Source organism: Methylocystis sp. (genome assembly GCF_050251305.1).
GTDB lineage: Bacteria > Pseudomonadota > Alphaproteobacteria > Rhizobiales > Beijerinckiaceae > Methylocystis.
Genome location: NZ_JBFWNB010000005.1, coordinates 14,665 through 37,396, shown reverse-complemented (window position 1 = coordinate 37,396; position 22,732 = coordinate 14,665). Strand labels below are relative to the sequence as shown.

The following is a 22,732-nucleotide window of genomic DNA, read 5'->3' as shown; positions in this document are numbered from 1 at the left end:
GACGACCGTCCGCGCGGCCCACATTGCGTTATGGTTTCTGTCACGCAAAGCGCAAGTCGAAAGCGAAGGATGGCGTTAAAAAAAGGCGAAAAAGCTTCCGATCGCGCCGCATCTGAGCGGAATCGCCCAAATGCGGACAATGCGATCAGTTCCGCGAAAGCAGCGCACGCGTCGCGCGAAAATCCGGGTGTGGCGCTTTCGCAGCGCGCGGGCGCGGCCGCGCAAACCGAGACGCCGTTCTGGGCCAAGCCGCTCGCGGAGCTGACCCGCGCCGAGTGGGAAAAGCTTTGCGACGGCTGCGGACGCTGCTGCCTTGTGAAGCTCGAGGACGACGACACCGGCGCGATCTACCACACGAGCGTCGCCTGCAAATTGCTGGATCAGGAGAGCTGCCGCTGCGGCGATTATCCGCGCCGGCGCCGCTACGTGCCCGACTGCGTGCGGCTAACGCTTGAGAAACTCAAGGATATTCGCTGGCTGCCGCCGACCTGCGCCTATGTCCTGCGCTTTCAGGGCAAGCCGCTGCCGCCCTGGCATCCGCTGATCTCCGGCGATCCGGAAAGCGTCCATCGCGCCGGCGTGTCGGCGCAGGGGCGGATCGAAGCGGGCGAGGACGACGTCGAGACCGAGGATCTGCCGGACTACATCCGTCTCTGGCCGAAGCGCTGGCCGAAGAAGGCGCGATACTAGGGGAACGCCGGAGGGCACTTCTCAGCAATGAGGCGCCGATAGAAATTCTCCTCAAACAGCAGCATTTCCGGCGCTGAGTCCTGGCGCGCAGCGCCGAACGGGCTCTGGCGCATCAACATTCCTCGACACCTCAGGCCTGCCGAGCGGGCTTTGGCCAGCGCGCCGACATGGGAGCGATAGGCGCCGCAGCGGCTGGCCCCGGGTCGCTCGGAGAGCGTCAAGACATTGGCGCGGCTTTGGTCCATGGCCTCGACAGTCGCTGCATATTCCCGGCAGTCGCTTTGGTCCGCCGTCCCCGGCAGATAGGCCATGTAACCCAAGCCTCCCAACAGGGTTGCGAAGATCGCCAGGCAGCCGAGACAGTCCAGCGGAATCAGACGCTGCGCGCGCCTCAGGAATTCGATCCTTGCGCGTCGCACGGGTTCGACCGCGCGCCGACGGATTGCGAAATTCAGGTCTGCGCCCACGACGACTCCGATGCGCAAAAGGCAAGGAAAGAGCCCGGCGCATTCAATCCCGCTCGCGCGTCGTCATCCGTGCCCTATCGCACAGGCCGATGGCGGCCCGCCCCAACAGGCGCGGGCGCATCCAAAAAAATCGGCAAAAGTTTCGGCAAAAAACTTGGCGTTCCTGAATATATTCCTTGACAGCGGGACGGTGGTCCTATAGAAAACCGCCATGCTCCAAAATTGCGCTTGAGCGGCGCACCCCCGGTTCCCACGGCGCGGCGTCCTCTCCTCCCGTTCCCCGCGCCCGCCTAGATCCCCTCGCGCCTTGAGACGCATTCGCGTCTTGCGGCCGAGGGGATCTTTTTTGGCCCGTCCAATATTGAAAGCGCCGCAGCGCTGTCATGCCCGACGCGCGCAGCGCGATCGGGAATCCAGCGGCGACATCAAAGACCTTCCAGCCACTCTGGATTCCCGATCAGGCCTTCGGCCTGTCGGGAATGACAGACCTGATGCCTAGTTATTCAGATCAAAATAGAGGTCTTTCCATGTGGGATTGAGCTTCTCGATCAATTCGAGCTTACAGCGGCGCTCCCACTTCTTGAGCTGCTTTTCTCGCGCGATGGCTTCGTTCACATCGCCATAGGTTTCATACCAGACGAGCACGTGGACGTTGTATCGTGATGAAAAACCGCGGACTCGTTTCGTCTTATGCTCGTGAATGCGCCGGGCCAGATCATTGGTCACGCCGATATAGAGCGTGCCGTTTCGCGCACTCGCGAGAATATAGACAAAATAGGTCTTCTCCATCTTCGATGCTTCCACGGCTGTCATTCCCGACGCGCGAAGCGCGATCGGGAATCCAGGGGCAAGATCAGACATGGTTGTTGCGACTCTGGATTCCCGATCAGGCCTTCGGCCTGTCTAGAATGACACGCTAATCGCCTGAGCAAACACAACTTCGACGTTACAAACAAATTTTCGGAGACCGCTGATGGCGGCCAAATCCGTCCCGCCGTGCGACGAAAAGATCGCGCAGGCAAAACTTCTCTATGACTCGGGCGTGGCGCCGATCGGCGAAATTCTCGAACTGCTCGGCATGAGCGTCGGGCAGTTCCGACGCTTTCGCGAGGCGCACGGCTGGCCGCTGCGCGCTTCCGCCTGCGCGCCGCGCAAGAAAGCGGCGAACGCCGCCGCGAAGAAGCCGCGCGACGCGAACCGGCTCATCGCGCGGCTCGAAGACGCGGTCGAACAGGAATTCGCCCGCGCCGAAGCGGCGCTCGCCAAACATGCGCCAAAGACCATCGAGGCGAGCGCCCGCACCCTCGCAAGCCTCGTCAAGACGCTCGGCGAATTGAAGCGCATGCGGCGCGAGAACGAGGCTCACGAGAACGACGCAGACGATGACAGCGACCACGCCGCGAGCGAGCGAGACGGCGACGAGCCGCCGCGCGAATTGGCCGAACTCCGCGCGGAGCTTGCTCGACGGCTTGAGCGGCTGCGCGGCGCAGGGCCGGCTGAATGACGCGCTCGACGGTTTGAGCGCGCGAGAACTCCAACGGCTTCTCGACGATTGGGAATTCGTCGCGCGGCGCGATCAATGGCCGCCGTCATTGGCGGCCAATGGCGCGCCGTGGCGCAGCTGGCTCATTCTCGGCGGACGCGGCGCAGGCAAGACGCGCGCCGGCGCCGAATGGGTGAAGGCGCTGGCGCTTGGCCGCGCGCAATTTTCGATGCGCCCGCTCGGCCGCATCGCGCTCGTCGGCGAAACGGCCGCCGACGTTCGCGAGGTGATGGTCGAAGGCGTCTCCGGGCTTCTCGCCGTGCGCGGAAGACGCGAGCGGCCGCGCTGGGAGACGACGCGGAGACGACTTGTTTGGGATTCCGGCGCCGTGGCGCAGGCCTTCTCGGCGGAAGATCCGGAGAGCCTGAGAGGCCCTCAATTTCACGCCGCCTGGTGCGACGAACTCGCAAAATGGCGCTACGCCAGGGAGACATGGGACATGCTGCAATTCGGCCTGCGTCTCGGCGACTGGCCGCGTCAGCTCGTGACGACGACGCCACGGCCGCTGCCACTCTTAAAGGAGCTTATCGCCAATCCGACGAGCGTCGTGACGCGCGCGCTGACGCGTGAGAACGCCGCCAATCTTGCGCCGTCCTTTCTCGAAAGCGTCGTCGCGCAATATGCCGGCACGCGATTGGGCCGCCAGGAGCTCGATGGCGAAATCCTTGACGAGCGCAAGGACGCGCTGTGGACGCGCGACATGCTGGAGCGCGCCCGCGTCCAAGAGGCGCCGCCCTTGAAGCGCATCGTCGTCGCGGTCGATCCGCCGGCGAGCTCCGGCAAACGCGCCGACAATTGCGGCCTCGTCGCCGCGGGGATTGAAGAGAGCGGGACGCTTTACGTTCTCGCCGACGCAACTTTGTCAGCGGCGCGGCCGGCGCAATGGGCGCGCGCGGCGATCGCGCTCTATCACAAGCTCTCGGCCGACGCGCTTGTCGCGGAAGTCAATCAGGGCGGCGAAATGGTGCGCGCCGTATTGAACGAAGCCGATACTTCCGTGCCGGTGACGATGACGCGGGCGACGCGCGGCAAATATTTGCGCGCCGCGCCGGCTGCGCAGCTTTATGAACAGGGACGCGTCAAACCTGTCGGCGCCTTTCCGGCGCTCGAAGACGAGATGTGCGACTTCGGCGCCGACGGACTTTCATCCGGCCGCAGCCCCGACCGGCTCGACGCGCTGGTCTGGGCGATCACCGCGCTGGCGCTGACGCCGAAAGCGCCGGAGCCGCGCATGCGGCGGGTGTGAACGCGGAATTCGCTCTCCCTTGGGGAGAGAGTTAGCGCGAAACTCTTTGCGCGGGCCAGACGCTTTCCTTTCAAAGGATCTTTCATGCTCTCTCTGCTCTCGCGCCTCATCGGCGCGGCGCCCGCGCGCGAAACCAAATATTCGCGCGCGGCGAAGCTCCTCGCCATGCATGCGCTCGGACAGCCGCATTGGAGCGCGCGCAATTCGACGACGCTGACGCGCGAAGGTTATGAGCGCAACGCCGTCTGCCATCGCTGCGTGCGCATGGTGGCGGAAGCCGCCGCATCCGTTCCCTGGCTCGTCTATGAGGGCCGCGAGGAGGCGATCGACCATCCGCTGATCTCTCTTATCGAGCGGCCTAATCCGTTCGACACCAGCGCCTCCTTCATCGAGACGATCTGCGCCAATCTGCTGCTTTACGGAAACGCCTATGTCGAATCCGTTTTGATCGACGACGAGCTGCGCGAGCTTTACGCGCTGCGGCCCGACCGCATGAGCATCGAGGCGGGGCGCAACGGCTGGCCCGCCGCCTTCATCTATCGCGCGCTCGGACAGGAAGCGCGCTACGAAATGCGCGGCGAAGGGATCGAGCCGATCCTGCACATCAAATTCTTCAACCCGCTCGACGATTATTACGGCTTTCCGCCGCTCGCCGCCGCGCAGGTGGCGCTCGACACGCATAACGCCGCGAGCTTCTGGAACAAGGCGCTCTTGGACAATTCCGCGCGGCCTTCGGGCGCGCTCGTCTATGCGGGGCCTGAAGGCGCGCATCTCACCGACGCGCAATTCTCGCGCTTGAAAGAAGAGCTGGAGGAAAATTTCTCCGGCGCGACCAACGCCGGCCGGCCGCTGCTGCTCGAAGGCGGGCTCGACTGGAAGGCGCTGTCGCTTTCGCCAAAGGACATGGACTTCACCGAGTCGAAGGCGGGCGCCGCGCGCGAGATCGCGCTCGCCTTCGGCGTGCCGCCGCTGCTCTTGGGTCTTCCGGGCGACAACACCTTCAGCAATTACACTGAAGCCAATCGCGCCTTCTGGCGCCAGACCGTACTGCCGCTCGTCGCGCGCGTGCAGAAGAGCTTCCAGGCCTGGCTGCAACCGGGCTTCGGAACCTTTCGTCTCGACTATAACGCCGATCGTCTCGAGGCGCTGGCGAGCGAACGCGCAAGCGAATGGGAGCGCGTCGGCAAGGCGGCGTTCCTCACGCGCGACGAACAGCGCGAAGCGCTGGGCTATGGACCGGGGCCGAAAGAAGTGCTCTTCGCCAAACGCGATGTCGCGCTGGAGCGCCGCTATAGCGCGGATCAGCCGCGCGTGCCGGCGGGAAATTCCGATGGCGGTCGATGGACAAGCGGCGGCGGCGGGTCTGGCAGCGTGCGAGATGTGGGGGGCCGCGTCCAGACTGCGCAGAACACAGATCCGAGAGTGGCGAGCGACGTGGATGGGTCCATCACGTTGGCCCAGGCGCGTGGCGGCCGCGGCAGAGGCGGACGCTTCAGCGGACCCGGCGAAGCGACTCCCTCGCAACTCGATCGACTGGAAGATACGGCGCGCCTGGCGAGAGAAGCCGAGACCCGCGTGCGCGAAATCGATCCAAGCTGGAAACCCGAACCTGCGCTCATCGATCCAAACAACATTGAAGCGCGCATCGCCCGCAACGAAAGCGCAACGCGACAGGCGAATGCGCGCTATTCGGAACACTTGCGAGAGCTCTATGGAGACCTCGCGTTGCCTGACCAGCGGGACAGCGCACCGAGAGGCGATCTGACTGGGCCGCGCGCGCTCGTGCGAAGACAAGACGATCCTGAAACGAGGCGCGGCGCCGAACAGGAAAATAAGTCAGCCCACATCCTCTGGCTAAATGGCCACAACGTGGAGCAAAAGCCGAACGTTCCTGGACCGAAACGACCCGATTATCGGATCGACGGCGAGGTGTTTGACAATTACGCCCCGAGGACTGGAAACGCGAGGAACATATGGGATTCTGTAGCCATAAAGGTTAGTGAGAAGCAGGCGCCAAACATAATTTTCAACCTGAGCGACAGTTCCATTTCGACCGCGGAAGTGGAAGCGCAATTTGGAAGGCATCCGATAGACGGCTTACACCGGCTCTGGGTTATCGATCGCAATGGTAAACTGATTTACCTAAAGGGGGGATTGTGATGTCAATTTTTGTAATATGTTCGAGCGCTTACTCCCCTGAAGAAACTCGTCGAAAAATCGGAGAGGCTGACGAACGTTATCATGACGTTCTAAAGCACTTTTGGATTTCGGGCGTCGGTGCGGCTCAGAAGCACGACGGAGCGCGTGCAGCCGAGCACGGCCTCATCGCCCATAGCACTTTCCTCATTCAGTGGAACAAGGAGGGCGGATCGGAGTATATTCCGGAAATCCCTCGCATCATTTACGAGGTCTTCGGCCGGGACAAGGTATTGGTGTTCGACCTAGACTACGAACTCATTCCACCTTCCTGAAGGCGCCCACGATGGTGGGCTGAGGTGAATTATGTCATCGCTCGTCACGTTCAATGCAATCCAGAAGAACTGGTTGCCGATTTCTCGGGGCCAGTTCGAAGCGGTCTTGGGGGGCGCTTATGAGCTTTATCTCGATCGCCGAGTAGCGCCTCTCGTCGCGAGAGAGCTGGCGCCAATTTCTACCGAGTTTCAGCATGACTACTGGCCGGATAAGTACCCTGAACCCGATGGAGCCGACATGGACTTCTTCAAATTCAGCGACTATCCGCGCGAGGAGCGGATAGAATTGTTGCGTGCGATTGAGGCCTATTACGCTGATTTTCAGCGCGACCAACTCGACCCTGGGGTGACCTGGATGCGCGAGCGCAAGGAGATTTTCACCCCTGCTTTCGAGGAGGTGATCACGCTCATGCGCGAGGAGCTCGCGGCGACATCATAGGCGACGCCCGCGCCTAAGCGAGCGTCGCGCGCGAGATTGCGCTCGCCTTCGGCGTGCCGCCGCTGCTCCTGGGTCTTCCCGGCGGCGGCGCCCGTCGCTTCTCGATAACGAAGCGAGTGGGAACCAGAGCAGAAAACGAGACTCCTGATTGCCGTCCTGGATTCCCGTTCGCGCGTCGGGAATGACGCCCAAACACGTCGCCAGCCCAAAGCCGACCGCCCATGTCCGACATTCTGAACGCCATCTTGGACCGCGGCGATCTCGCGCATCTCGCGCTGTTTCTCTGGGCCTGCGCGGCGACCGCGCAAGCCTATCTCGCCATGCGCGAACTCGGCGACGCGACCCGACGCCTCGACGCCTTCGTGCGCGAACTCGCGCGCTTCAACCGACGCTGCAGGAGCGATCCATGAGTGGGAAAAACTGGCTGCCGTCTCTCGTCAGGCGTCCGCGCGCGCGCCATACGCGCCTGCGCGAGGACCCTTCCGCCGTCTTCAAGACCTTTGTCGAATTGCTGGCGCAACTGCGCGCCGACGCGCGCGCGGCAAGCCATGCGCCGATCAACGCCCAGGCGGAGAAGAGCTGATGGCGGCGCTGCGCTTAAAGGACGCGCCGGAAGTGAAGCGCGTCGAACTGCCGCTGCTGCGGACGAACGAGGCCGGAGTGTTCTCCGGCTACGCCAGCCTGTTCGGCGTCGTCGACTCCGGGGGCGACATGGTGATGGCCGGCGCCTTCGCGCGTTCGCTGATCAAACGCGGCGCCGCGGGCGTCAAAATGCTGTGGCAGCATCAGGCGGCGGAGCCGATCGGGACGTGGGTCTCGATCGTCGAAGATTCGCATGGACTGAACGTCGAAGGCCGGCTCGATCTCTCCGTGGCGCGCGCGCGCGAAGCGCTATCACTGATGCGCAAGGGCGCGATTGACGGACTCTCGATCGGCTTTCGCACGCTGCGCGCCACGACGGAAAAGTCGAGCGGCGTGCGCCGCCTGCATGAGATCGACCTTTGGGAGATCTCCGTCGTCACTTTTCCGATGCTGTCGCAGGCGCGCATTGGGGCGGTGAAACAAAATTGCGGCGCCGCGCCGAGCATCGAGGCGCTTGGCGCGAAGCTCTCGCGTCTGAGAGCGCAACGCGCCGCGCTTGAATTCGCCCATGCGCTGTGGCGCATGTCCGAAACTTCCTGAACGCTCGCATTGATCCGCGCTCCCGCCGTCGGGCGCAAATACATTTCAAGACGGTCTTCCCAAACGCGGACGCAGCCGCCGGCGCGAGCCGCGCGGCTTTTTTGTCGCCCGCATCAGCACGAGGCGCTTCCCCATGTCAGCACTTGAAACGAAATCCGCCGGCGACGACATTCTCGCCGATCTCAATCGCGCCTTCAGTGCCTTCAAGGAGACGAACGACGAACGCCTGACGCAGCTCGAAAGCCGTCTCGGCGTCGATGTCGTGACCGAAGAAAAGCTCTCGCGCATCGACCAGGCGCTCGACGACACCAAAAGCCGGCTCGATCGCCTGGCGCTCGAAATGTCGCGGCCGCGCATCGGCGGCAAGCTCGTCGACGACGTGAGCGGCCGCGAGCACAAGAGCGCCTTTAATCACTACATGCGCTCGGGCGAAGCCAGCGGCCTGAAGGCGCTCGAAGCCAAGGCGCTGTCGCGCGGCTCCGGTCCCGACGGCGGCTATCTCGTGCCGCTGCCGACCGAACGCGAAGTATTGCGCAGGCTCGCGAAATTCTCGCCGATCCGCGCCATCTCCAGCGTGCGCGAAATCTCCGGCGCCTCGCTGCGCCGCGCCTTTTCGACGACGGGACCCGCGGCCGGATGGGTCGCGGAAGCCGACCCGCGTCCGCAGACCAATAATCAGCAGCTCGCCGACATGACCTTCCCGGCGATGGAGCTCTACGCCATGCCGGCGGCGACTCAGGCGCTGCTCGACGACTCCGTCGTCGACATCGAACAATGGATCGCCGAAGAAGTGCAGACCGCCTTCGCCGAACAGGAGGGCGCGGCTTTCGTCAATGGCGACGGCGTCAACAAGCCGAAGGGCTTTCTTTCCTATGCGACGATTGACGACGCGAGCTGGAGCTGGGGCAATGTCGGCTATGTGCCGACAGGCGCGGCCGGCGCCTTCGCCGCTTCGAATCCGTCCGACGCGCTCGTCAATCTCGTCTATGCGCTGCGCGCCGGCTTCCGCCAGAACGGCAAATTCGTGATGGGCCGGCGCGCGCAATCGCTCGTGCGGCAGTTCAAGACGACGACGGGCGATTATATCTGGGCGCCGCCGGCAACCGCCGACGGCGCCGCCGCGCTGATGAATTTCCCCGTCGTCGAGGCGGAGGATATGCCCGACCCCGCCGCCGACTCGTTCTCCATCGCCTTCGGCGATTTCGAGCGCGGCTATGTCGTGGTCGATCGCGTCGGCATTCGCGTGTTGCGCGATCCCTATTCCGCCAAGCCCTATGTGCTCTTCTATACGACGAAGCGCGTCGGCGGCGGCGTGCAGAATTTCGAAGCGATCAAGCTGTTGAAATTCGCGGCGTCGTAAACGCCCTGCGACGTCGGCCGCGATGATGCGATCGCGGCCTTTCAATTCTCACAAAAACAGGATGCGCAATGCGACCGATGCTCTTCGGCGCGCCGGCGATCGAGCCCGTCTCGCTCGCCGACGCCAAGTCATGGCTGCGCGAAGACGGCGCCGAAGAAGATCAGCTGATCCAGGCGCTGATCGTCGCCGCGCGCATGACGCTCGAGGCCTATACGCGGCGCTTCTTCATCACGCAGAGCTGGCGTCTGATTTTCGACGGCTGGCCGTCCTCGGTGGCGGCGCATGCGACGCTTTACATCCCCTTCGCGCCTTTTCAGGCCGTGACGGCGGCGCGCGTGTTCGACGCCGACGATGTGGCGCAGACGCTCGCCGCGCCGCCTATCGCGCGCCGTCCTCGATCGAGGGCGGCCGCATCAGCTTCACATCGGCGCCGCCGGCGCCGGGACGCGCCACGGACGGCATTGAAATCGATTTCGACGTCGGCTTTGGCCCGCTCGCGAGCGACGTTCCGCAACCGCTGCATCAGGCGATACTGACCCTCGTCGCCCATTGGCGCGACCATCGCGGCGATGACGCCGAAGACGCCGTGCCGAAGGCCGTCGCGCAGCTCGCTGCGCCATTTCGCCGGGAGCGTTTGCGGTGAGCCTGCTGCGCATCGCCGCATTGCGCTATCGCGTGACTTTGGAGGCGCCGATCGATACGCCCGACGACGCCGGCGGATATGCGCGCAGCTTCACGCCGGTCGCGAGCCTTTGGGCGCGCATCGCGCCGTCGGGCGCGCGCGAGGATTTCGTCGAACAGCGCGCGGAACAGGCCACGACCCATATCGTGACGATCCGCTGGCGCAGCGACGTTGCCAAGGACATGCGTTTCGTCCATCGCGGCCGCGAGCTGCGCATTCAATCGGCGTTCGATCCCGATGAGCGGCGACGCTTCTTGATCTGCCAGTGCGAAGAGATTTCTTGAAGGACTCGCCATGAGCGCTTCACCTGTCGTCGCGCTGCGCAAAGCGATCCGCGTCCATCTGCTCGCAGACGCCGGCTTCGCCGCCGCGCTTGGCGAGAAGCTTTACGACGAAGCGCCGCGCGGAGCCGACCCGCCCTATGCGCTCTTCGCCGAAGCGCAGCTGCGCGACTGGTCCGCCGATCTCTCGCGCGGCGCCGAGCAATTGTTCGCCATCGGCGTCACGTCGACGATGCGGGGATTGTCCGAGGCGCTCGAACTCGCGCAGCGCGTCGCCGATCTCCTCGATGAAGCGCCGCTCGCTCTGCAGGATCACAGGCTGATCGACCTGCGCTTCCTCTCCATGGAGACGCGGCGGGATCAGAACGGGCGCATCGCGCGCGTCAATCTGCGCTTTCGCGCCACAACCGAATATCTCTAGAACATTCTCGTTCTGAGCATGTTCCACAGTCTTCCGGTTTACGCATTTTCTGCGCCGATCCGGCATTCCCTTTATCAGAAAATGCTTTCGAACGGAGCCCACCGATGGCCGCCCAAAAAGGCAAGGATCTGCTCTTGAAAATCCATGACGGCGCAAGCTTCGTTACGGTCGCCGGATTGCGCACGCGACGCCTGGCGCTCAACGCCGACACGGTCGATGTGACCGACGCCGAGTCGAGCGGCCGCTGGCGCGAACTGCTCGACGGCGCCGGTCTGAAACGCGCAAGCGTTTCCGGAACAGGCGTGTTCAAGGATCAATCGTCCGACGCGCTGTTGCCGCAGACGTTTTTCGACGGTCTGTTGCGCGAATGGCAGATCGTCATTCCGGATTTCGGCGTCCTCTCCGGCCTGTTTCAGATCGCCAATCTCGACTATCGCGGAGAATATGCCGCGGAGGTCACCTTCGACCTTTCGCTCGAATCGGCGGGCGCGCTCGCCTTCGAGGCGCTTTGATGTCCTGCCGGCGCATCCGGATGGACTGATGTCTCCCCATTGAGGATCTCATGGCCAACGCAAAACGCGGCGAAATCGACGCGACGCTCGACGGCAAGACATTTCGGCTTTGCCTGACGCTCGGCGCCCTTGCCGAACTCGAAAGCGGCTTCGGCGCCAGCGACCTTGTCGCGCTCGCCGGTCGCTTCGAGGAACGACGGCTCGCCGCGCGCGACATTCTGCGCATCATCGGTTGCGGATTGCGCGGCGCAGGGCACGACATCAGCGACGAAGAGGTCGCGAGAATGAAAGTTTCGGGGGGGCTTGCGGACTATGTGCGCATCGCGGCGAACCTCCTCGCCGCGACCTTCGGCGATCCGCCGGAGCAAGGCGCGCCGGCAAACCCTCCGACGCCGCAGGACGCCTGACGCAAACGACTGAAACGGTGCGCGACGCCTCTCCTCGCGCGCCCTTTCCCTTTGCGCGCGCCATGGCCTTCGGGCTCGGCGTCCTGCGGCTGTCGTCACGCGACTTCTGGTCGATGACGCCGCGCGAACTCTTTCGCGCCGTGGAGGGCGTCTATGGCGTCGCGCCGGGCGCGCCGCCGCGCGCCGCGCTTGAGGAACTCATGCGCCGCTTCCCTGACTCGACAGGATCGACATGACGACGCGTTTCAACCCATTTCCGGACCCGTTCAATGCGGCCGGCGCGAATGAGCCTTTCGCCGCCGCCGATCTGCAGGCGACGAAACTGCTGCTCGATCAGATCAACGTCTCCGCCGGCAATGTCACGAAAACGCTTCAACTGGGCTTTGGCTCCGCGGCCGCAAGCGGCCGGAGCTTCAACGACGTGCTCTCGACGATCGCGCAGTCGCTCGCGCGGATGGCTCTGCGCGCGGGAACCAAGGCGCTCGCGGAAGGGCTGGTCAGCGGATTGAGCGGCATGTTCTCCAGCGGCTTCGGCGGCGCCGGAACGGTTGCGCCCTTCGCCGAAGGCGGCGTGGTCGCCAGTCCGACCTTTTTCGCTAATGGCGGCGCGATGGGGCTGATGGGCGAGCGCGGCGCTGAAGCGATCATGCCGCTGGCGCGCGGCGCGGACGGCCGACTCGGCGTCGTCGCGCAAGGGTCCGGCGCACGTCCGGTTGCGGTCACCGTCAATATCGCCGCCCAGGACATCGAGAGTTTCCGTCGCTCCGAAGCGCAGATTACCAGCGCGCTGGCGCGGGCCGTGGCGCGCGGCCAGCGCAATCTTTAATGGGGTCAAGTCGGCATGAGCGATTTTCACGAGGTTCGCTTCCCGCTCGACGTCTCGTTAGGAGGGCGCGGCGGTCCGGAGCGGCGCACCGAGATCGTGGCGCTTGGCTCCAATCGCGAGTCGCGCAACGCCCGCTGGGCGCATTCGCGTCGCCGCTATGAGGCGGGCTATGGCGTCAAGAGCCTCGCGCAGCTTTCGCAGATCATCGCATTTTTCGAGGAGCGACGCGGCCGGCTCTATGGCTTTCGCTGGCGAGATCGCGCGGACTTTGCCTCCTGCGCCGCCGGCGCGACGCCAGGCCCGACGGACCAAACGCTCGGCGCTGGCGACGGCGCACGGGCCGCATTTCATCTCGTCAAGACTTACGGCGGCGCGTTTGCGCCCTATACGCGCGACATCGCAAAGCCTGTCGCCGGAACGGTGCGCGTCGCAATCGACGGCGTCGAGAAATCTGCGCCGGATGTGAGCGTCGACGTCACGACCGGAGTCGTAACCTTTGCGCCCGGCGCCATTCCCTCGGAAGGCGCCGTCGTCGCCGCGGGATTTCTGTTCGACGTGCCGGCGCGCTTCGATTCCGATTATCTCGAGATCGACATGCAGGCGTTCGAGGCCGGCTCGATCCCCAATATTCCGATCATCGAAATCGTCCCATAGCCGGCGCGCCACGACATCGGCGAACATGTCCGTCAGGAAGGCCCTTCATGCTGTCGCTCTCTCCTTCCATGCAGGCGAAGCTCGATCACCGCGCCACGACCTTCTGCCATTGCTGGCGAATCTCACGCCATGACGCCGCGGTGATGGGCTTCACCGATCATGATCGCGATCTGACCTTCAATGGCGTGACCTTTCGCGCCAATACGGGTCTCTCCGCTTCGCAAGTCGAATCGAGCGTCGGCTTCGCGCCGGGCGCAGGCGACGCCGCCGGCGCGCTGAGCGACGAAAGCCTGACCGAGGTCGATCTGCTGAACGGCCTTTACGACGGGGCGTCGGTCGAAACATGGCTCGTCGATTGGAGCGAGGTCGCTGACCGGGTCTTGCTGGATGTCGCCACGATCGGCGAAGTCCGTCGCGGCGAGACAGCCTTCTCCGCGGAGCTGCGCTCCAGCGCGCATCTCTTCGATCAGCAGCAGGGCCGCGCCTTTCAACGCAGCTGCTCGGCCGATCTCGGCGACGCCCGCTGCGGCTTCGACCTCATGACGCCCGGCTTTCACGCGACTGGCGTCGTCGTCGCCTTTGCTGGAGGCGTTCTGGACGTCGATCTTTCGGAAAGCTTCGACGGCGGATTCTTCGCAGGCGGCGCGCTGACATTCGCGAGCGGCGCAAATGAAGGCGCCCGCTGCACGCTCAAATCGCATCTGCAGGATGATCTTCGCGCGCGCGTCACGCTCTGGACGCCGCCGGGCGGCGCGGTCCTCGCCGGCGACGCCGTTCTGGTGACGGCGGGATGCGACAAGTCGCCGACAAGCTGTCGTTTGAAATTCGCCAATATCGTCAACTTCCGCGGCTTCCCCCATATGCCGGGCAATGATCGAGTCATCGCCTATCCAAGCACGCTCGCGCCGGCGATGGACGGCGGGAGCTTTTTTCGTTGACCCGCGCCGACATTGTCGCGGCGGCGCGCCGCTGGGTCGGAACGCCTTATGCGCATCAGGCCTCGCTCATTTATGTCGGCTGCGACTGTCTCGGACTCGTGCGCGGCGTCTGGCGCGAGATGATCGGCGAAGAGCCGGAAGCGGCGCCGGCGTATACGCCCGACTGGGCGGAGGCGTTGGGCGCAGAAACCTTGCTGGACGCCGCGCATCGGCATTTCCGCTCGATCGCTTCGCGCGATTTTCGTGAAGGCGATGTTCTTCTGTTCCGCTTTCGGGAGCATCTGCCGGCGAAGCACATCGGCGTCGCGACATCGCCGACGCATATGATTCACGCGCATGCCGGCGCGTGCGTCGCCGAGGTCGCGATCGGCGCGCATTGGCGCAAACGGATCGTCGCCGCCTTCGCTTTTCCCGGCGTCGCGGATTGAAGGCTTCCGGTTTGTCGGTCCCGGCAGCTCGGAAATCCAGAGTCGCGACGCGCGCCATTCAAACGCGTTCCGAATTCCCGATCGCGTGCAAAGCGCGTGTCGGGCGCGCTTCGGGAATGACATCGCAAGACTCGATAAGAGGCCTTCATGGCGACGCTCGTATTGCAGACGATCGGCTCCGTGGCCGGAGGCGCCATCGGCGGGCCCGTCGGCTCCTCGATCGGCCGGGCGCTCGGCGGGTTCGGCGGCTCCTATGTCGACGCCGCGCTGCAGCCGCACGCATCGCCGCGCTATTCGATCGGCCCGCGGCTGAAATCCATGGATGGGATCACCTCGACGGAAGGCGCCGGCGTGCCGCGCATCTACGGTCGCGCGCGCATCGGCGGCCAGATGATCTGGTCGACGCGTTTCATCGAACGCGTCAATGTTTCCTTCGAGCAGAGCCAAAGCCAGGGCAAAGGCGGCGGCGGCGGCGTCCAGACCATTCGCTTCACCTATTCCTATTCGGCGAATTTCGCGATCGGCCTCGGCGAAGGGCCTGTCGCGTTCGTGCGGCGCATCTGGGCCGACGGCGCCGAGCTCGACATGACGACGCTGCCGATTCGCATTTACCCGGGAACGGAAGATCAGGAGCCCGATCCGCTGATCGTCGCCAAGGAAGGAGCTGAAAACGCGCCCGCCTATCGCGGCCTCGCCTATATCGTTTTCGAGGATCTGGCGCTCGCGCCCTTCGGCAATCGCATTCCGCAATTCACCTTCGAAGTCGTCAAACCTGTCGAAGGCCTTGGCGCGATGATCCGCGCCGTCGATCTCATTCCCGGCGCCACGGAGGCGGGCTACCACCCCGCCCTCAAGCTCAATTTCTATTCGCCGGGCGCCACCGCTGCGGAAAATCGCCATCAGCTGACCGCCGCGACTGATTGGGCCGCGTCGATCGACGCGCTGCAAGCGCTCTGCCCCAATCTCGAGAGCGTCGCGCTGGTCGTCGCCTGGTTCGGCGACGATCTTCGCGCCCAACATTGCACGATCGCGCCGCGCGTCGACGCGACGTTCAAGACGATCGGACAGTTCAATTTCATTGTCGGCGGTTTCTGGCCGCCCGACTGGTCGGTCGCGGGGCTGACGCGTTCGACCGCGCGGCTCGTGTCGCAAATCGACGGACGTTCGGCCTATGGCGGCACGCCGAGCGACGCGTCGGTCGTCGCCGCGATCGCCGACCTCAAGGCGCGCGGCCTCGCAGTGACCTTCTATCCTTTCGTGATGATGGACGTGCCGCCGGAAAACGCCTTGCCCAATCCTTACGCCGGAGAGGTTGGACAACCGGCGTTTCCCTGGCGCGGCCGCATCACCTGCGACCCTGCGCCGGGCCAGCCGGACTCGCCCGACGCGACCGCGACGGCGGGGACGCAGGTCGACGCCTTCTTTGCGCGATATCGCGATTTCATTCTGCATTACGCCAATCTTTGCGACGGGGCGGGCGGCGTCGACGCTTTCCTCGTCGGCTCCGAGCTGATCGGCTTGACGCGCGTGCGTTCGGGCCCGGGCGACTATCCCGCGGTCACGGCGCTGACGAGTCTCGCGGCGGACGCAAAGGCGATCCTCGGCGCGCAGACAAAAGTCTCCTACGCCGCCGACTGGACGGAATATGGCGCGCATGCGCCTGCGGCCGGCGAAGCGCGTTTTCCGCTCGATCCGCTCTGGGCGTCGAGCGCCGTCGATTTCATCGGCGTCGACGTCTATTGGCCGCTCTCCGACTGGCGCGACGGCGACTCGCATCTCGACGCGCAGGACGCGGCGAGCATCTATGATCTCGCCTATCTCACATCTCGCGTCGCCTCGGGCGAGGCTTACGACTGGCATTACGCCGACGGGGCGGCGCGACAGGCGCAGGATCGCGCGCCGATCAGCGACGGACTCGGCAAGCCCTGGATCTTCCGCCAGAAAGACATTCGTTCATGGTGGTCGCAACCGCATTACGAGCGCGTCGGCGGCGTCGAACTGGCCGAGCCTACGGCATGGGTTCCGCAGTCCAAGCCGATCTGGATTGTCGAAACGGGATGCCCGGCGGTCGATCGCGGCGCCAATGCGCCGAACGTCTTTCCAGACCCGCGCTCGAGCGAGGGCGGGCTGCCTTATTTCTCGCGCAACGGCCGCGACGATCTCATGCAGGCGCGATTCATCGAGGCGATGATCGCGCATTTCGATCCGACGTCTCCCGACGGCGCCGCGCGCAATCCGACGTCGGCGCTCTACGGCGGGCCGATGGTCGATCCGGCGCGGCTTCACATCTGGTGCTGGGACGCGCGCCCCTTTCCCGCCTTTCCGACGCAGGCGGACGCTTGGAGCGACGCCGCCAATTGGGAGACCGGCCATTGGCTGAACGGCCGCCTCGAAGGCGCGCCGCTCGACCGTCTGCTCCCGGCGCTCGCCGGCGCGGTTTTCGCGCCAGAACTCCTTGCGCAGCGGCCCAACGTCGCCGGCTTTCTCGACGGCTATGTGCTGGAGCGGCCGATGTCGCCGCGCGAGGCGATCGATCCGCTCGCCGCGCTCTTTTGCTTTGACGTCGTCGCCGGCGCGGGCGCGTTGCGCTTCGTCGATCGGCGCGGGAAACCCGTGCGCGACATCGACGAAGACGATCTGGTCGCCGGCAAATCCGCATCGCTGGCGACGCTGACGCGGGCGCAGGAAAGCGAGCTGCCGCAGGAAATCGCCCTCTCCTTCTCCGATTCCGAAAATGATTTCCAGATGGCGCGCGTGACGTCGCGGCGGCTTGAAGGCCGCTCGTCGCGCCAAAGCGAAGCGCAGGCGGCGGCGATGACGCATCGCGCCAATGCGCAAGCGCTCGCGGAAATTTGGCTGCAGGATCTGTGGGTCGGACGCGAAACCGCGGAATTCGCGCTGCGGCCCGGACTCATCGCTCTGCAGCCCGGCGATCTGGTACGGATCGGCGCGGCCGGGGCCGATCGGCTGTTCCAAATTCAGCGCATGACGGACGGCGCCGCGCGGCAGGTCACCGCCCGGGCGGCGGACGCTTCCGTCTATGACGCTGCGGCGCCGCTGCTTGGTCGCGCCAATGTCGCATCGCCGAAGATGGTCGGCCCGGCGCGGGTGGAAATCCTCGACCTCGCGATCGCGCGCGACGAAGAGGCGCTTTCTTATGTCGCGGCCTTCGCCGATCCCTGGCCAGGGCCGCTTGCGATCTGGAAGATGACGTTCCAAGGCGGCTTCGAGCAGATCGCGATTATCGACAAGCGCGCGACGATCGGCGAGACGCTCGAAATTCTGAGCGACGGTCCGGTCGGACGCTTCGACAATGGAAACGCTGTCACCGTCAGAATTGGCGCCGGACAGCTCTCGTCGGTCGGCGATCTCGCCGCGCTCGGCGGCCGTTCGGCGATGGCGATCCGCGTCGACGACGCCTGGGAGATCTTCGCTTTCGCGCAAGCCGAGCTGATCGGCGACAGGACCTATCGGCTGTCGCGACTCATTCGCGGCCTCGGCGGCGAAGAACATCTCGCCAAGCGCGATGCGCCCGCCGGCTCGACGGTCGTGCTGCTCAATGACGCGATCACGCCGCTTGCGCGCAAGGTCGCCGAGATCGGCGCGCCGATCGCCTACCGCATCGGCCCTGCGGATCGCGATTATGCGGAGCCGATCTTCGTTCAGCCGACGGTCGCGGCCACGAACAAGGCGTTGCGCCCCTATGCGCCAACCAGGGCGCGCGCGCGCCGCACGCCGGCGGGCGTCGTCATCGACTTCGTGCGGCGCGGGCGCCTCGACGCCGACGCCTGGGAAGCGTTCGACATTCCGCTCGGCGAAACCAATGAATCCTATGAAGCCGAAATCGCGCTGCCGGCGAGCGAAACGCGCACGCTCACGGGCGACTCGCCATCGCTGCTTTATCCCGCGGATGAAGAACTCGCCGATTTTGGCGCGCCGCAGAGCGCGCTGACGCTGTCGATCTATCAAATGAGCGCGACGGTCGGACGCGGCTTTCCGCTGACGATGACGCTGCCGATCCGATAGGAAAAAAGATGACGCAAACGACGCATCTTGCGCTGCCCTTCATCGACGCTGCGCAAGCGCAGAAGCACGTCACGCATAATGAAGCTCTGGCGCTGATCGACGCGCTGACGCAGCTTTCGGTCGCGGCGCGCAATGTGACGTCGCCGCCGGAGACGCCAATGGAAGGCGACCGCGTGCTGGTCGGCGCCGGCGCGACGGACGCATTCGCGGATCGAGACGATTGGATCGCGACGTTTCTTGCCGGCGGCTGGAGCTTTCTCGCGCCGCAGGCCGGCTGGCGCGCCTATGTCGAAGCGGAATCGCTGCTGCTGCTCTATGACGGCGCAGGATGGATCGACTGCGGCCTGTCGTTCCGACAGCTGCAAAATCTCTCTTTGCTCGGGATCGGCGCGACCGCCGACGGCGCCAATCCGCTTCTCGCGAAACTCAATGCGACGCTGTTCACGGCGAAGGGCCTCGGCGAAGGCGGCTCCGGCGATCTGCGCTTTGCGCTCAATAAGGAGAGCGCCGATCGAACCGTCTCGCAGCTTTATCAGTCCAACTATTCGGCGCGCGCCGAAACCGGACTGACCGGCGACGATCATTTCCATGTCAAAGTTTCGCCGGACGGCGCGGCGTGGAAAGAGTCGATCGTGGTCGACAGCGCGAGCGGCGAGGTCGCCTTCCCGAGCGGCGGGCCGACGAAGGTCCGCCTCTTCGCGGCGAGCGCAACCTACACGCCGACGCCAGGACTGCGCTTTGCTGAAGTGCTGCTGTTTGGCGGCGGCGGCGGCGGCGGCTCAGGCGCCAGAACCGCGCCAGGCGCCGCTGCGTCGGGCGGCGCGGGCGGCGGCGGCGGCGGGCTGGCGCGCGGACGATTCACCGCGGCGCAGATCGGCGCCTCGAAATCCGTGACGATCGGCGCTGGCGGATCGGGCGGCGCGCCGCAGACGACAAATTCCACGAATGGAAGCGCCGGCGCTCCCGGCGGCGCCACGACATTCGGAACGCTGCTCCATGCTGGCGGCGGCGGCGGCGGCGCCGGCGGCCAGATCGGCGGCGCCTCGGGCGGCGGCGGCGCCGGCAGCCACGCCTCGTCGGGCGTCTCGGGCGCGGGCGGCGCGGGCGGCGTCGGCTCTTTCGGCATTGGCTCGGGCGGTTCGGGCGCCGCGGGCGGCGCCGGCTCGCAATTCTTCGGCGGCAGCGGCGGCGGCGGATGCAACGCCGCCGGCGCGACGGCGGCGGCTGGCGGAACATGCCTCTACAGCGGACCAACCGGCGGCGGCGCCGGCGGCGGACTCACCGCGGCCAACGCCACAGCGAACGGCGGCGCCGGCGGCATTGTCTACGTGGCTGGATCGGCCATAGCCGGCGCGACGGGCGTAACCGGCGGCCCCGTCAACGGCGGCGCGGGCGGCGCATGGGTCGCCGGCGCCGGACCGCTCGAACAGGGCGGCGGCGGCGGCGGCGGCGGCGCGTCCAGCCTGACCGCGCCGGGCGCAGGCGGCGCCGGCGGTCTTGCAGGCGGCGCCGGCGGAGGCGGAGGCGCCGTCCAGAACGGCGCCAACTCCGGCGCAGGCGGCGCCGGCGGAGACGGCTACGCCGTCATCTTCGAATTCTTCTGATCTGTCCGCGTCGCGCCAAAACGCCTGAAGCCTGATGAGCTGAGGGCGCTTTCCGCTCTCAGGCCACTGTCTGCGAACGCGCCTCGCGCAACCCGCGCAGGCGCCGGGCGCATTCAGCCGCATCCACCCAACCCATCGACGAAACCGAAGGAGTCGGCTCATGGCCTTCGCCGTGAAGAATCATGTCCTGCATCGCGACGGCAAGCCCGTCGCTCAAAAGCAAACGCCGAACATCGGCGGCGCGTTGAAGCCGTCGTTGTTGATCATGCACTACACCGCATCGCAATCGGCGAAGAGCGCGATTTCCTGGCTGTGCAATCCGCATGCGAAGGCGTCGGCGCATCTCGTCATCGATCTCGACGGCGCGGTGACGCAGCTCGCGCCTTTCAATCGAGTCGCATGGCACGCAGGCAAGAGCGTCTGGAGGCGGCGCGCAAACTGTAACGGCTTTTCGATCGGCGTCGAGCTCGCCAACGCCGGACCGCTGACGAAACTCGCCAACGGCAAATTCGCCGACGCATACGGACGAAGCGTGCCGGCAAGCCAGGCGGCGATGCTCGCGCACAAACTCGACAAGGGCCGAGAGAAGCCCTGGATGATCTATCCCGCCGTTCAAATCGCGGCCGCCATCGATATCGCGAAGGCGCTTTGCGAGACATACGGCATCAGCGACATCGCCGGCCACGACGACATTGCGCCGACGCGCAAACGCGATCCCGGCCCCGCCTTCGCCATGGACGCGTTTGTCTCGCGAGTCCTTGGCCGCAAGTGAACCCGCGCCGGCGGCTTTCCGGCATTATGAAAGGAAATTCGAACATGCAAGGCTATCGCACATACATCGCTGCGGGGCTCGTTGCGCTTTTCGGCGCGCTCGCCTCAACCGATTGGATCGCCTTCCTCAATGATCCGAAGGCCGGCGCCGTCGCCCTCGGTTCGGCGGCGCTCATGGCGATCATGCGCAGCATCACGTCGACCCCGCCTGGAACGGCCTGACGATGACGAAGCTGATCGCGCTCGGTCTCGTCGCAGCCGTCGGCGTCGTTCTCTATGCGCTGGGACGCGCGGTCCTCGCGCGTCTCGTCGCCGGCGGCGCCGATCGCGAGAAGGCGCGCCGCGCCGAAGCCGACCTGAGCGCCGCGAAGCGACAAGCCAAAATCATGGTTGAGCGCAGGAGCGTCGAAGATGTTGCGCAAGATCTCGATCACGGGCGCTTTTAGCCTCGCGCTCGCCGCATGCCACTCGACGGGTGGAGGCTGTCCGCCGCTCGTCGCCTATTCGCTCGAAGAGCAGAAGATTGCGGCGAAGCAAATGCGGGCTTTGCCCAAAAACGCGCCTCTCGCCGCCATGATTGTCGATTACAAGAAAATGCGTGACGCCTGCCGCGCCTCGGGAAGCTGAAACGCGCGGCCCGATTGACTATACTATTCATTGCGCATTCATGGCTTTCGGCCGAGTATGCGCTTGGGAGAGGCGCATGCGGGCCGCTGGACGTTCTCGGAGACGGGCGTTTACTGTCGCCGCCCTCGCGGCGACGGCCGTCGCTGCGCGTCCGAACGCCGCCCGCGCCGAGGAAGCCGTTCAGATGCGCCTGCAATGCTTCACCATGGCGCAGGCGCGCGCCAAAATGGAAGCGAGCAAGCTCGCCGACCCATTCCAGTGCATGCGGGAGGCCGCCCTGCGCCTGCAGGGCGAGCCGCTCGGCGCGCGGCTTTGCCAATTGGGCGAAGGACTTATCTATGAGATCAGCTTGCTGCGCAAGGATGGGCATATCATCAAACTGCTTGTCGATGCGTTCAGCGGCCGACCTCATTCCAGTTCCATAGGCGCCGGCGCGATCAGCAAGTGAATCGAACCAGGCAGGGAGGACGCATTGCGGCTGCTCGTCGTTGAAGACGACAAGGATTTGAACCGTCAGATTGTTCGCGCTCTTGAAGAATCGGGCTATGCGGTGGACCGCGCCTTCGACGGCGAAGAGGGATGGCATCTCGGCGAGACCGAACCCTACGACGCCGTCGTCCTCGACATCGGCCTTCCAAAGAAAGACGGCGTGACCATTCTCGAAGAATGGCGCGCGGCCGGTCGCGACATGCCGGTGTTGATACTGACCGCGCGCGACCGCTGGAGCGACAAGGTGCAGGGCTTCGACGCCGGCGCCGACGATTACGTTTCGAAGCCCTTTCACATGGAGGAAGTGCTCGCGCGCATCCGCGCCTTGTTGCGCCGCGCAACCGGCCACGCGACGAATGAAATCGTCTGCGGCGCCGTGCGCCTCGACACCAAGGCCGGCCGCGTCGTCGTCGACGGCGCGCCGGTGAAGCTCACTTCGCACGAATACCGGCTGCTTGCCTATCTCATGCATCACAGCGGCCGCGTCGTTTCGCGCAGCGAGATCATCGAGCATCTCTACGATCAGGACTTTGACCGGGACTCGAACACGGTCGAAGTCTTCGTCGGCAGGCTGCGCAAAAAGCTTGGCGTCGATCTGATTCAGACGGTGCGCGGTCTCGGCTATATGGCGGCGCCGCCGGCGAAAAACGCCGGCGACAAACGCTAGG

General features: G+C 65.2%; 31 protein-coding genes. 29 read left to right on the top strand and 2 right to left on the bottom strand.

The window, feature by feature from the left end; genetic code table 11:
• Nucleotides 1–189: 189 nt before the first annotated feature.
• The gene (locus AB7F41_RS03035) at nt 190–690 is read left to right on the top strand and encodes a YcgN family cysteine cluster protein (RefSeq protein WP_428382329.1); all 501 of its coding nucleotides are present in this window, start codon (nt 190–192) and stop codon (nt 688–690) included.
• Here AB7F41_RS03035 and AB7F41_RS03030 read toward each other — a convergent pair.
• Entirely contained in the window at nt 687–1,157 is a 471-nt protein-coding gene (locus AB7F41_RS03030; RefSeq protein ID WP_428382331.1) for a hypothetical protein, read from the bottom strand. The genes AB7F41_RS03035 and AB7F41_RS03030 overlap by 4 nt on opposite strands.
• Nucleotides 1,158–1,652: 495 nt before the next feature.
• A complete protein-coding gene (locus AB7F41_RS03025; protein ID WP_428382344.1) occupies nt 1,653–1,946 on the bottom strand; it encodes a GIY-YIG nuclease family protein in 294 nt (97 codons plus the stop codon).
• A gap of 184 nt (nt 1,947–2,130) precedes the next feature.
• On the opposite strand from AB7F41_RS03025, the gene AB7F41_RS03020 reads away from it, so the two are divergent.
• The 28 genes from AB7F41_RS03020 to AB7F41_RS02885 all read left to right on the top strand — a co-directional run bounded on the left by AB7F41_RS03020 (nt 2,131) and on the right by AB7F41_RS02885 (nt 22,731).
• Nucleotides 2,131–2,661, top strand: a complete 531-nt coding sequence (locus AB7F41_RS03020; RefSeq protein ID WP_428382332.1) for a hypothetical protein — start codon at nt 2,131–2,133, stop codon at nt 2,659–2,661.
• Nucleotides 2,615–3,946 carry a DNA-packaging protein gene (locus tag AB7F41_RS03015; protein WP_428406438.1) on the top strand — a complete coding sequence of 444 codons (1,332 nt, stop codon included), beginning with the start codon at nt 2,615–2,617 and terminating at the stop codon, nt 3,944–3,946. Before AB7F41_RS03020 ends, AB7F41_RS03015 begins: the two co-directional genes overlap by 47 nt.
• Nucleotides 3,947–4,030: 84 nt before the next feature.
• Nucleotides 4,031–6,106 carry a phage portal protein gene (locus AB7F41_RS03010; RefSeq protein ID WP_428406437.1) on the top strand — a complete coding sequence of 692 codons (2,076 nt, stop codon included), beginning with the start codon at nt 4,031–4,033 and terminating at the stop codon, nt 6,104–6,106.
• A complete protein-coding gene (locus AB7F41_RS03005) occupies nt 6,106–6,417 on the top strand; it encodes a hypothetical protein (protein ID WP_428384849.1) in 312 nt (103 codons plus the stop codon). Before AB7F41_RS03010 ends, AB7F41_RS03005 begins: the two co-directional genes overlap by 1 nt.
• A 31-nt stretch (nt 6,418–6,448) precedes the next feature.
• A complete protein-coding gene (locus AB7F41_RS03000; RefSeq protein WP_428384848.1) occupies nt 6,449–6,856 on the top strand; it encodes a hypothetical protein in 408 nt (135 codons plus the stop codon).
• Nucleotides 6,857–7,077: 221 nt separating this feature from the next.
• A complete protein-coding gene (locus AB7F41_RS02995) occupies nt 7,078–7,266 on the top strand; it encodes a hypothetical protein (protein WP_428384847.1) in 189 nt (62 codons plus the stop codon).
• Nucleotides 7,263–7,439, top strand: coding sequence for a histidine kinase (locus AB7F41_RS02990; protein ID WP_428384845.1), 177 nt, complete (start codon nt 7,263–7,265; stop codon nt 7,437–7,439). The genes AB7F41_RS02995 and AB7F41_RS02990 overlap by 4 nt, the downstream gene beginning before the upstream one ends.
• On the top strand, nt 7,439–8,038 hold the full coding sequence (locus tag AB7F41_RS02985) for an HK97 family phage prohead protease (RefSeq protein WP_428384843.1): 600 nt from the start codon (nt 7,439–7,441) through the stop codon (nt 8,036–8,038). Before AB7F41_RS02990 ends, AB7F41_RS02985 begins: the two co-directional genes overlap by 1 nt.
• Nucleotides 8,039–8,171: 133 nt before the next feature.
• The gene (locus AB7F41_RS02980) at nt 8,172–9,398 is read left to right on the top strand and encodes a phage major capsid protein (RefSeq protein WP_428384841.1); all 1,227 of its coding nucleotides are present in this window, start codon (nt 8,172–8,174) and stop codon (nt 9,396–9,398) included.
• A gap of 68 nt (nt 9,399–9,466) precedes the next feature.
• Nucleotides 9,467–9,934 carry a head-tail connector protein gene (locus AB7F41_RS02975; protein ID WP_428384839.1) on the top strand — a complete coding sequence of 156 codons (468 nt, stop codon included), beginning with the start codon at nt 9,467–9,469 and terminating at the stop codon, nt 9,932–9,934.
• A complete protein-coding gene (locus AB7F41_RS02970) occupies nt 9,859–10,041 on the top strand; it encodes a head-tail connector protein (protein ID WP_428384851.1) in 183 nt (60 codons plus the stop codon). The genes AB7F41_RS02975 and AB7F41_RS02970 overlap by 76 nt, the downstream gene beginning before the upstream one ends.
• Nucleotides 10,038–10,364, top strand: a complete 327-nt coding sequence (locus tag AB7F41_RS02965; RefSeq protein WP_428384837.1) for a phage head closure protein — start codon at nt 10,038–10,040, stop codon at nt 10,362–10,364. Before AB7F41_RS02970 ends, AB7F41_RS02965 begins: the two co-directional genes overlap by 4 nt.
• A gap of 10 nt (nt 10,365–10,374) precedes the next feature.
• Entirely contained in the window at nt 10,375–10,782 is a 408-nt protein-coding gene (locus AB7F41_RS02960; protein ID WP_428384835.1) for a DUF3168 domain-containing protein, read from the top strand.
• A gap of 104 nt (nt 10,783–10,886) precedes the next feature.
• Nucleotides 10,887–11,294 carry a phage major tail protein, TP901-1 family gene (locus AB7F41_RS02955; RefSeq protein ID WP_428384833.1) on the top strand — a complete coding sequence of 136 codons (408 nt, stop codon included), beginning with the start codon at nt 10,887–10,889 and terminating at the stop codon, nt 11,292–11,294.
• Nucleotides 11,295–11,344: 50 nt separating this feature from the next.
• Nucleotides 11,345–11,701, top strand: coding sequence for a gene transfer agent family protein (locus AB7F41_RS02950; RefSeq protein WP_428384832.1), 357 nt, complete (start codon nt 11,345–11,347; stop codon nt 11,699–11,701).
• Nucleotides 11,702–11,718: 17 nt separating this feature from the next.
• Nucleotides 11,719–11,937 (top strand): rcc01693 family protein, encoded by a 219-nt coding sequence (locus AB7F41_RS02945; protein ID WP_428384830.1) that lies wholly within the window; start codon nt 11,719–11,721, stop codon nt 11,935–11,937.
• Entirely contained in the window at nt 11,934–12,527 is a 594-nt protein-coding gene (locus AB7F41_RS02940; RefSeq protein ID WP_428384829.1) for a phage tail tape measure protein, read from the top strand. The genes AB7F41_RS02945 and AB7F41_RS02940 overlap by 4 nt, the downstream gene beginning before the upstream one ends.
• 15 nt (nt 12,528–12,542) lie before the next feature.
• Nucleotides 12,543–13,181 (top strand): phage distal tail protein, Rcc01695 family, encoded by a 639-nt coding sequence (locus AB7F41_RS02935; RefSeq protein WP_428384827.1) that lies wholly within the window; start codon nt 12,543–12,545, stop codon nt 13,179–13,181.
• Between the two features lie 47 nt (nt 13,182–13,228).
• Nucleotides 13,229–14,119, top strand: coding sequence for a DUF2163 domain-containing protein (locus AB7F41_RS02930; protein ID WP_428384825.1), 891 nt, complete (start codon nt 13,229–13,231; stop codon nt 14,117–14,119).
• The gene (locus tag AB7F41_RS02925) at nt 14,116–14,547 is read left to right on the top strand and encodes an NlpC/P60 family protein (protein ID WP_428384823.1); all 432 of its coding nucleotides are present in this window, start codon (nt 14,116–14,118) and stop codon (nt 14,545–14,547) included. The genes AB7F41_RS02930 and AB7F41_RS02925 overlap by 4 nt, the downstream gene beginning before the upstream one ends.
• Before the next feature lie 147 nt (nt 14,548–14,694).
• Nucleotides 14,695–18,573 (top strand): baseplate multidomain protein megatron, encoded by a 3,879-nt coding sequence (locus tag AB7F41_RS02920; RefSeq protein WP_428384822.1) that lies wholly within the window; start codon nt 14,695–14,697, stop codon nt 18,571–18,573.
• Between the two features lie 8 nt (nt 18,574–18,581).
• A complete protein-coding gene (locus AB7F41_RS02915; RefSeq protein ID WP_428384820.1) occupies nt 18,582–20,177 on the top strand; it encodes a DUF2793 domain-containing protein in 1,596 nt (531 codons plus the stop codon).
• A 160-nt stretch (nt 20,178–20,337) separates the two neighbouring features.
• Nucleotides 20,338–20,949 carry an N-acetylmuramoyl-L-alanine amidase gene (locus AB7F41_RS02910; RefSeq protein WP_428384818.1) on the top strand — a complete coding sequence of 204 codons (612 nt, stop codon included), beginning with the start codon at nt 20,338–20,340 and terminating at the stop codon, nt 20,947–20,949.
• Between the two features lie 44 nt (nt 20,950–20,993).
• The gene (locus AB7F41_RS02905) at nt 20,994–21,170 is read left to right on the top strand and encodes a hypothetical protein (RefSeq protein WP_428384816.1); all 177 of its coding nucleotides are present in this window, start codon (nt 20,994–20,996) and stop codon (nt 21,168–21,170) included.
• Between the two features lie 2 nt (nt 21,171–21,172).
• Nucleotides 21,173–21,394 carry a hypothetical protein gene (locus tag AB7F41_RS02900; protein ID WP_428384814.1) on the top strand — a complete coding sequence of 74 codons (222 nt, stop codon included), beginning with the start codon at nt 21,173–21,175 and terminating at the stop codon, nt 21,392–21,394.
• Complete coding sequence (locus AB7F41_RS02895; protein ID WP_428384812.1) at nt 21,360–21,575, top strand: hypothetical protein; 216 nt, start codon at nt 21,360–21,362, stop codon at nt 21,573–21,575. Before AB7F41_RS02900 ends, AB7F41_RS02895 begins: the two co-directional genes overlap by 35 nt.
• 205 nt (nt 21,576–21,780) lie before the next feature.
• The gene (locus AB7F41_RS02890; protein ID WP_428384810.1) at nt 21,781–22,023 is read left to right on the top strand and encodes a PepSY domain-containing protein; all 243 of its coding nucleotides are present in this window, start codon (nt 21,781–21,783) and stop codon (nt 22,021–22,023) included.
• Nucleotides 22,024–22,047: 24 nt separating this feature from the next.
• Entirely contained in the window at nt 22,048–22,731 is a 684-nt protein-coding gene (locus tag AB7F41_RS02885) for a response regulator transcription factor (protein WP_428384808.1), read from the top strand.
• The last annotated feature ends 1 nt before the right edge of the window (nt 22,732 follow it).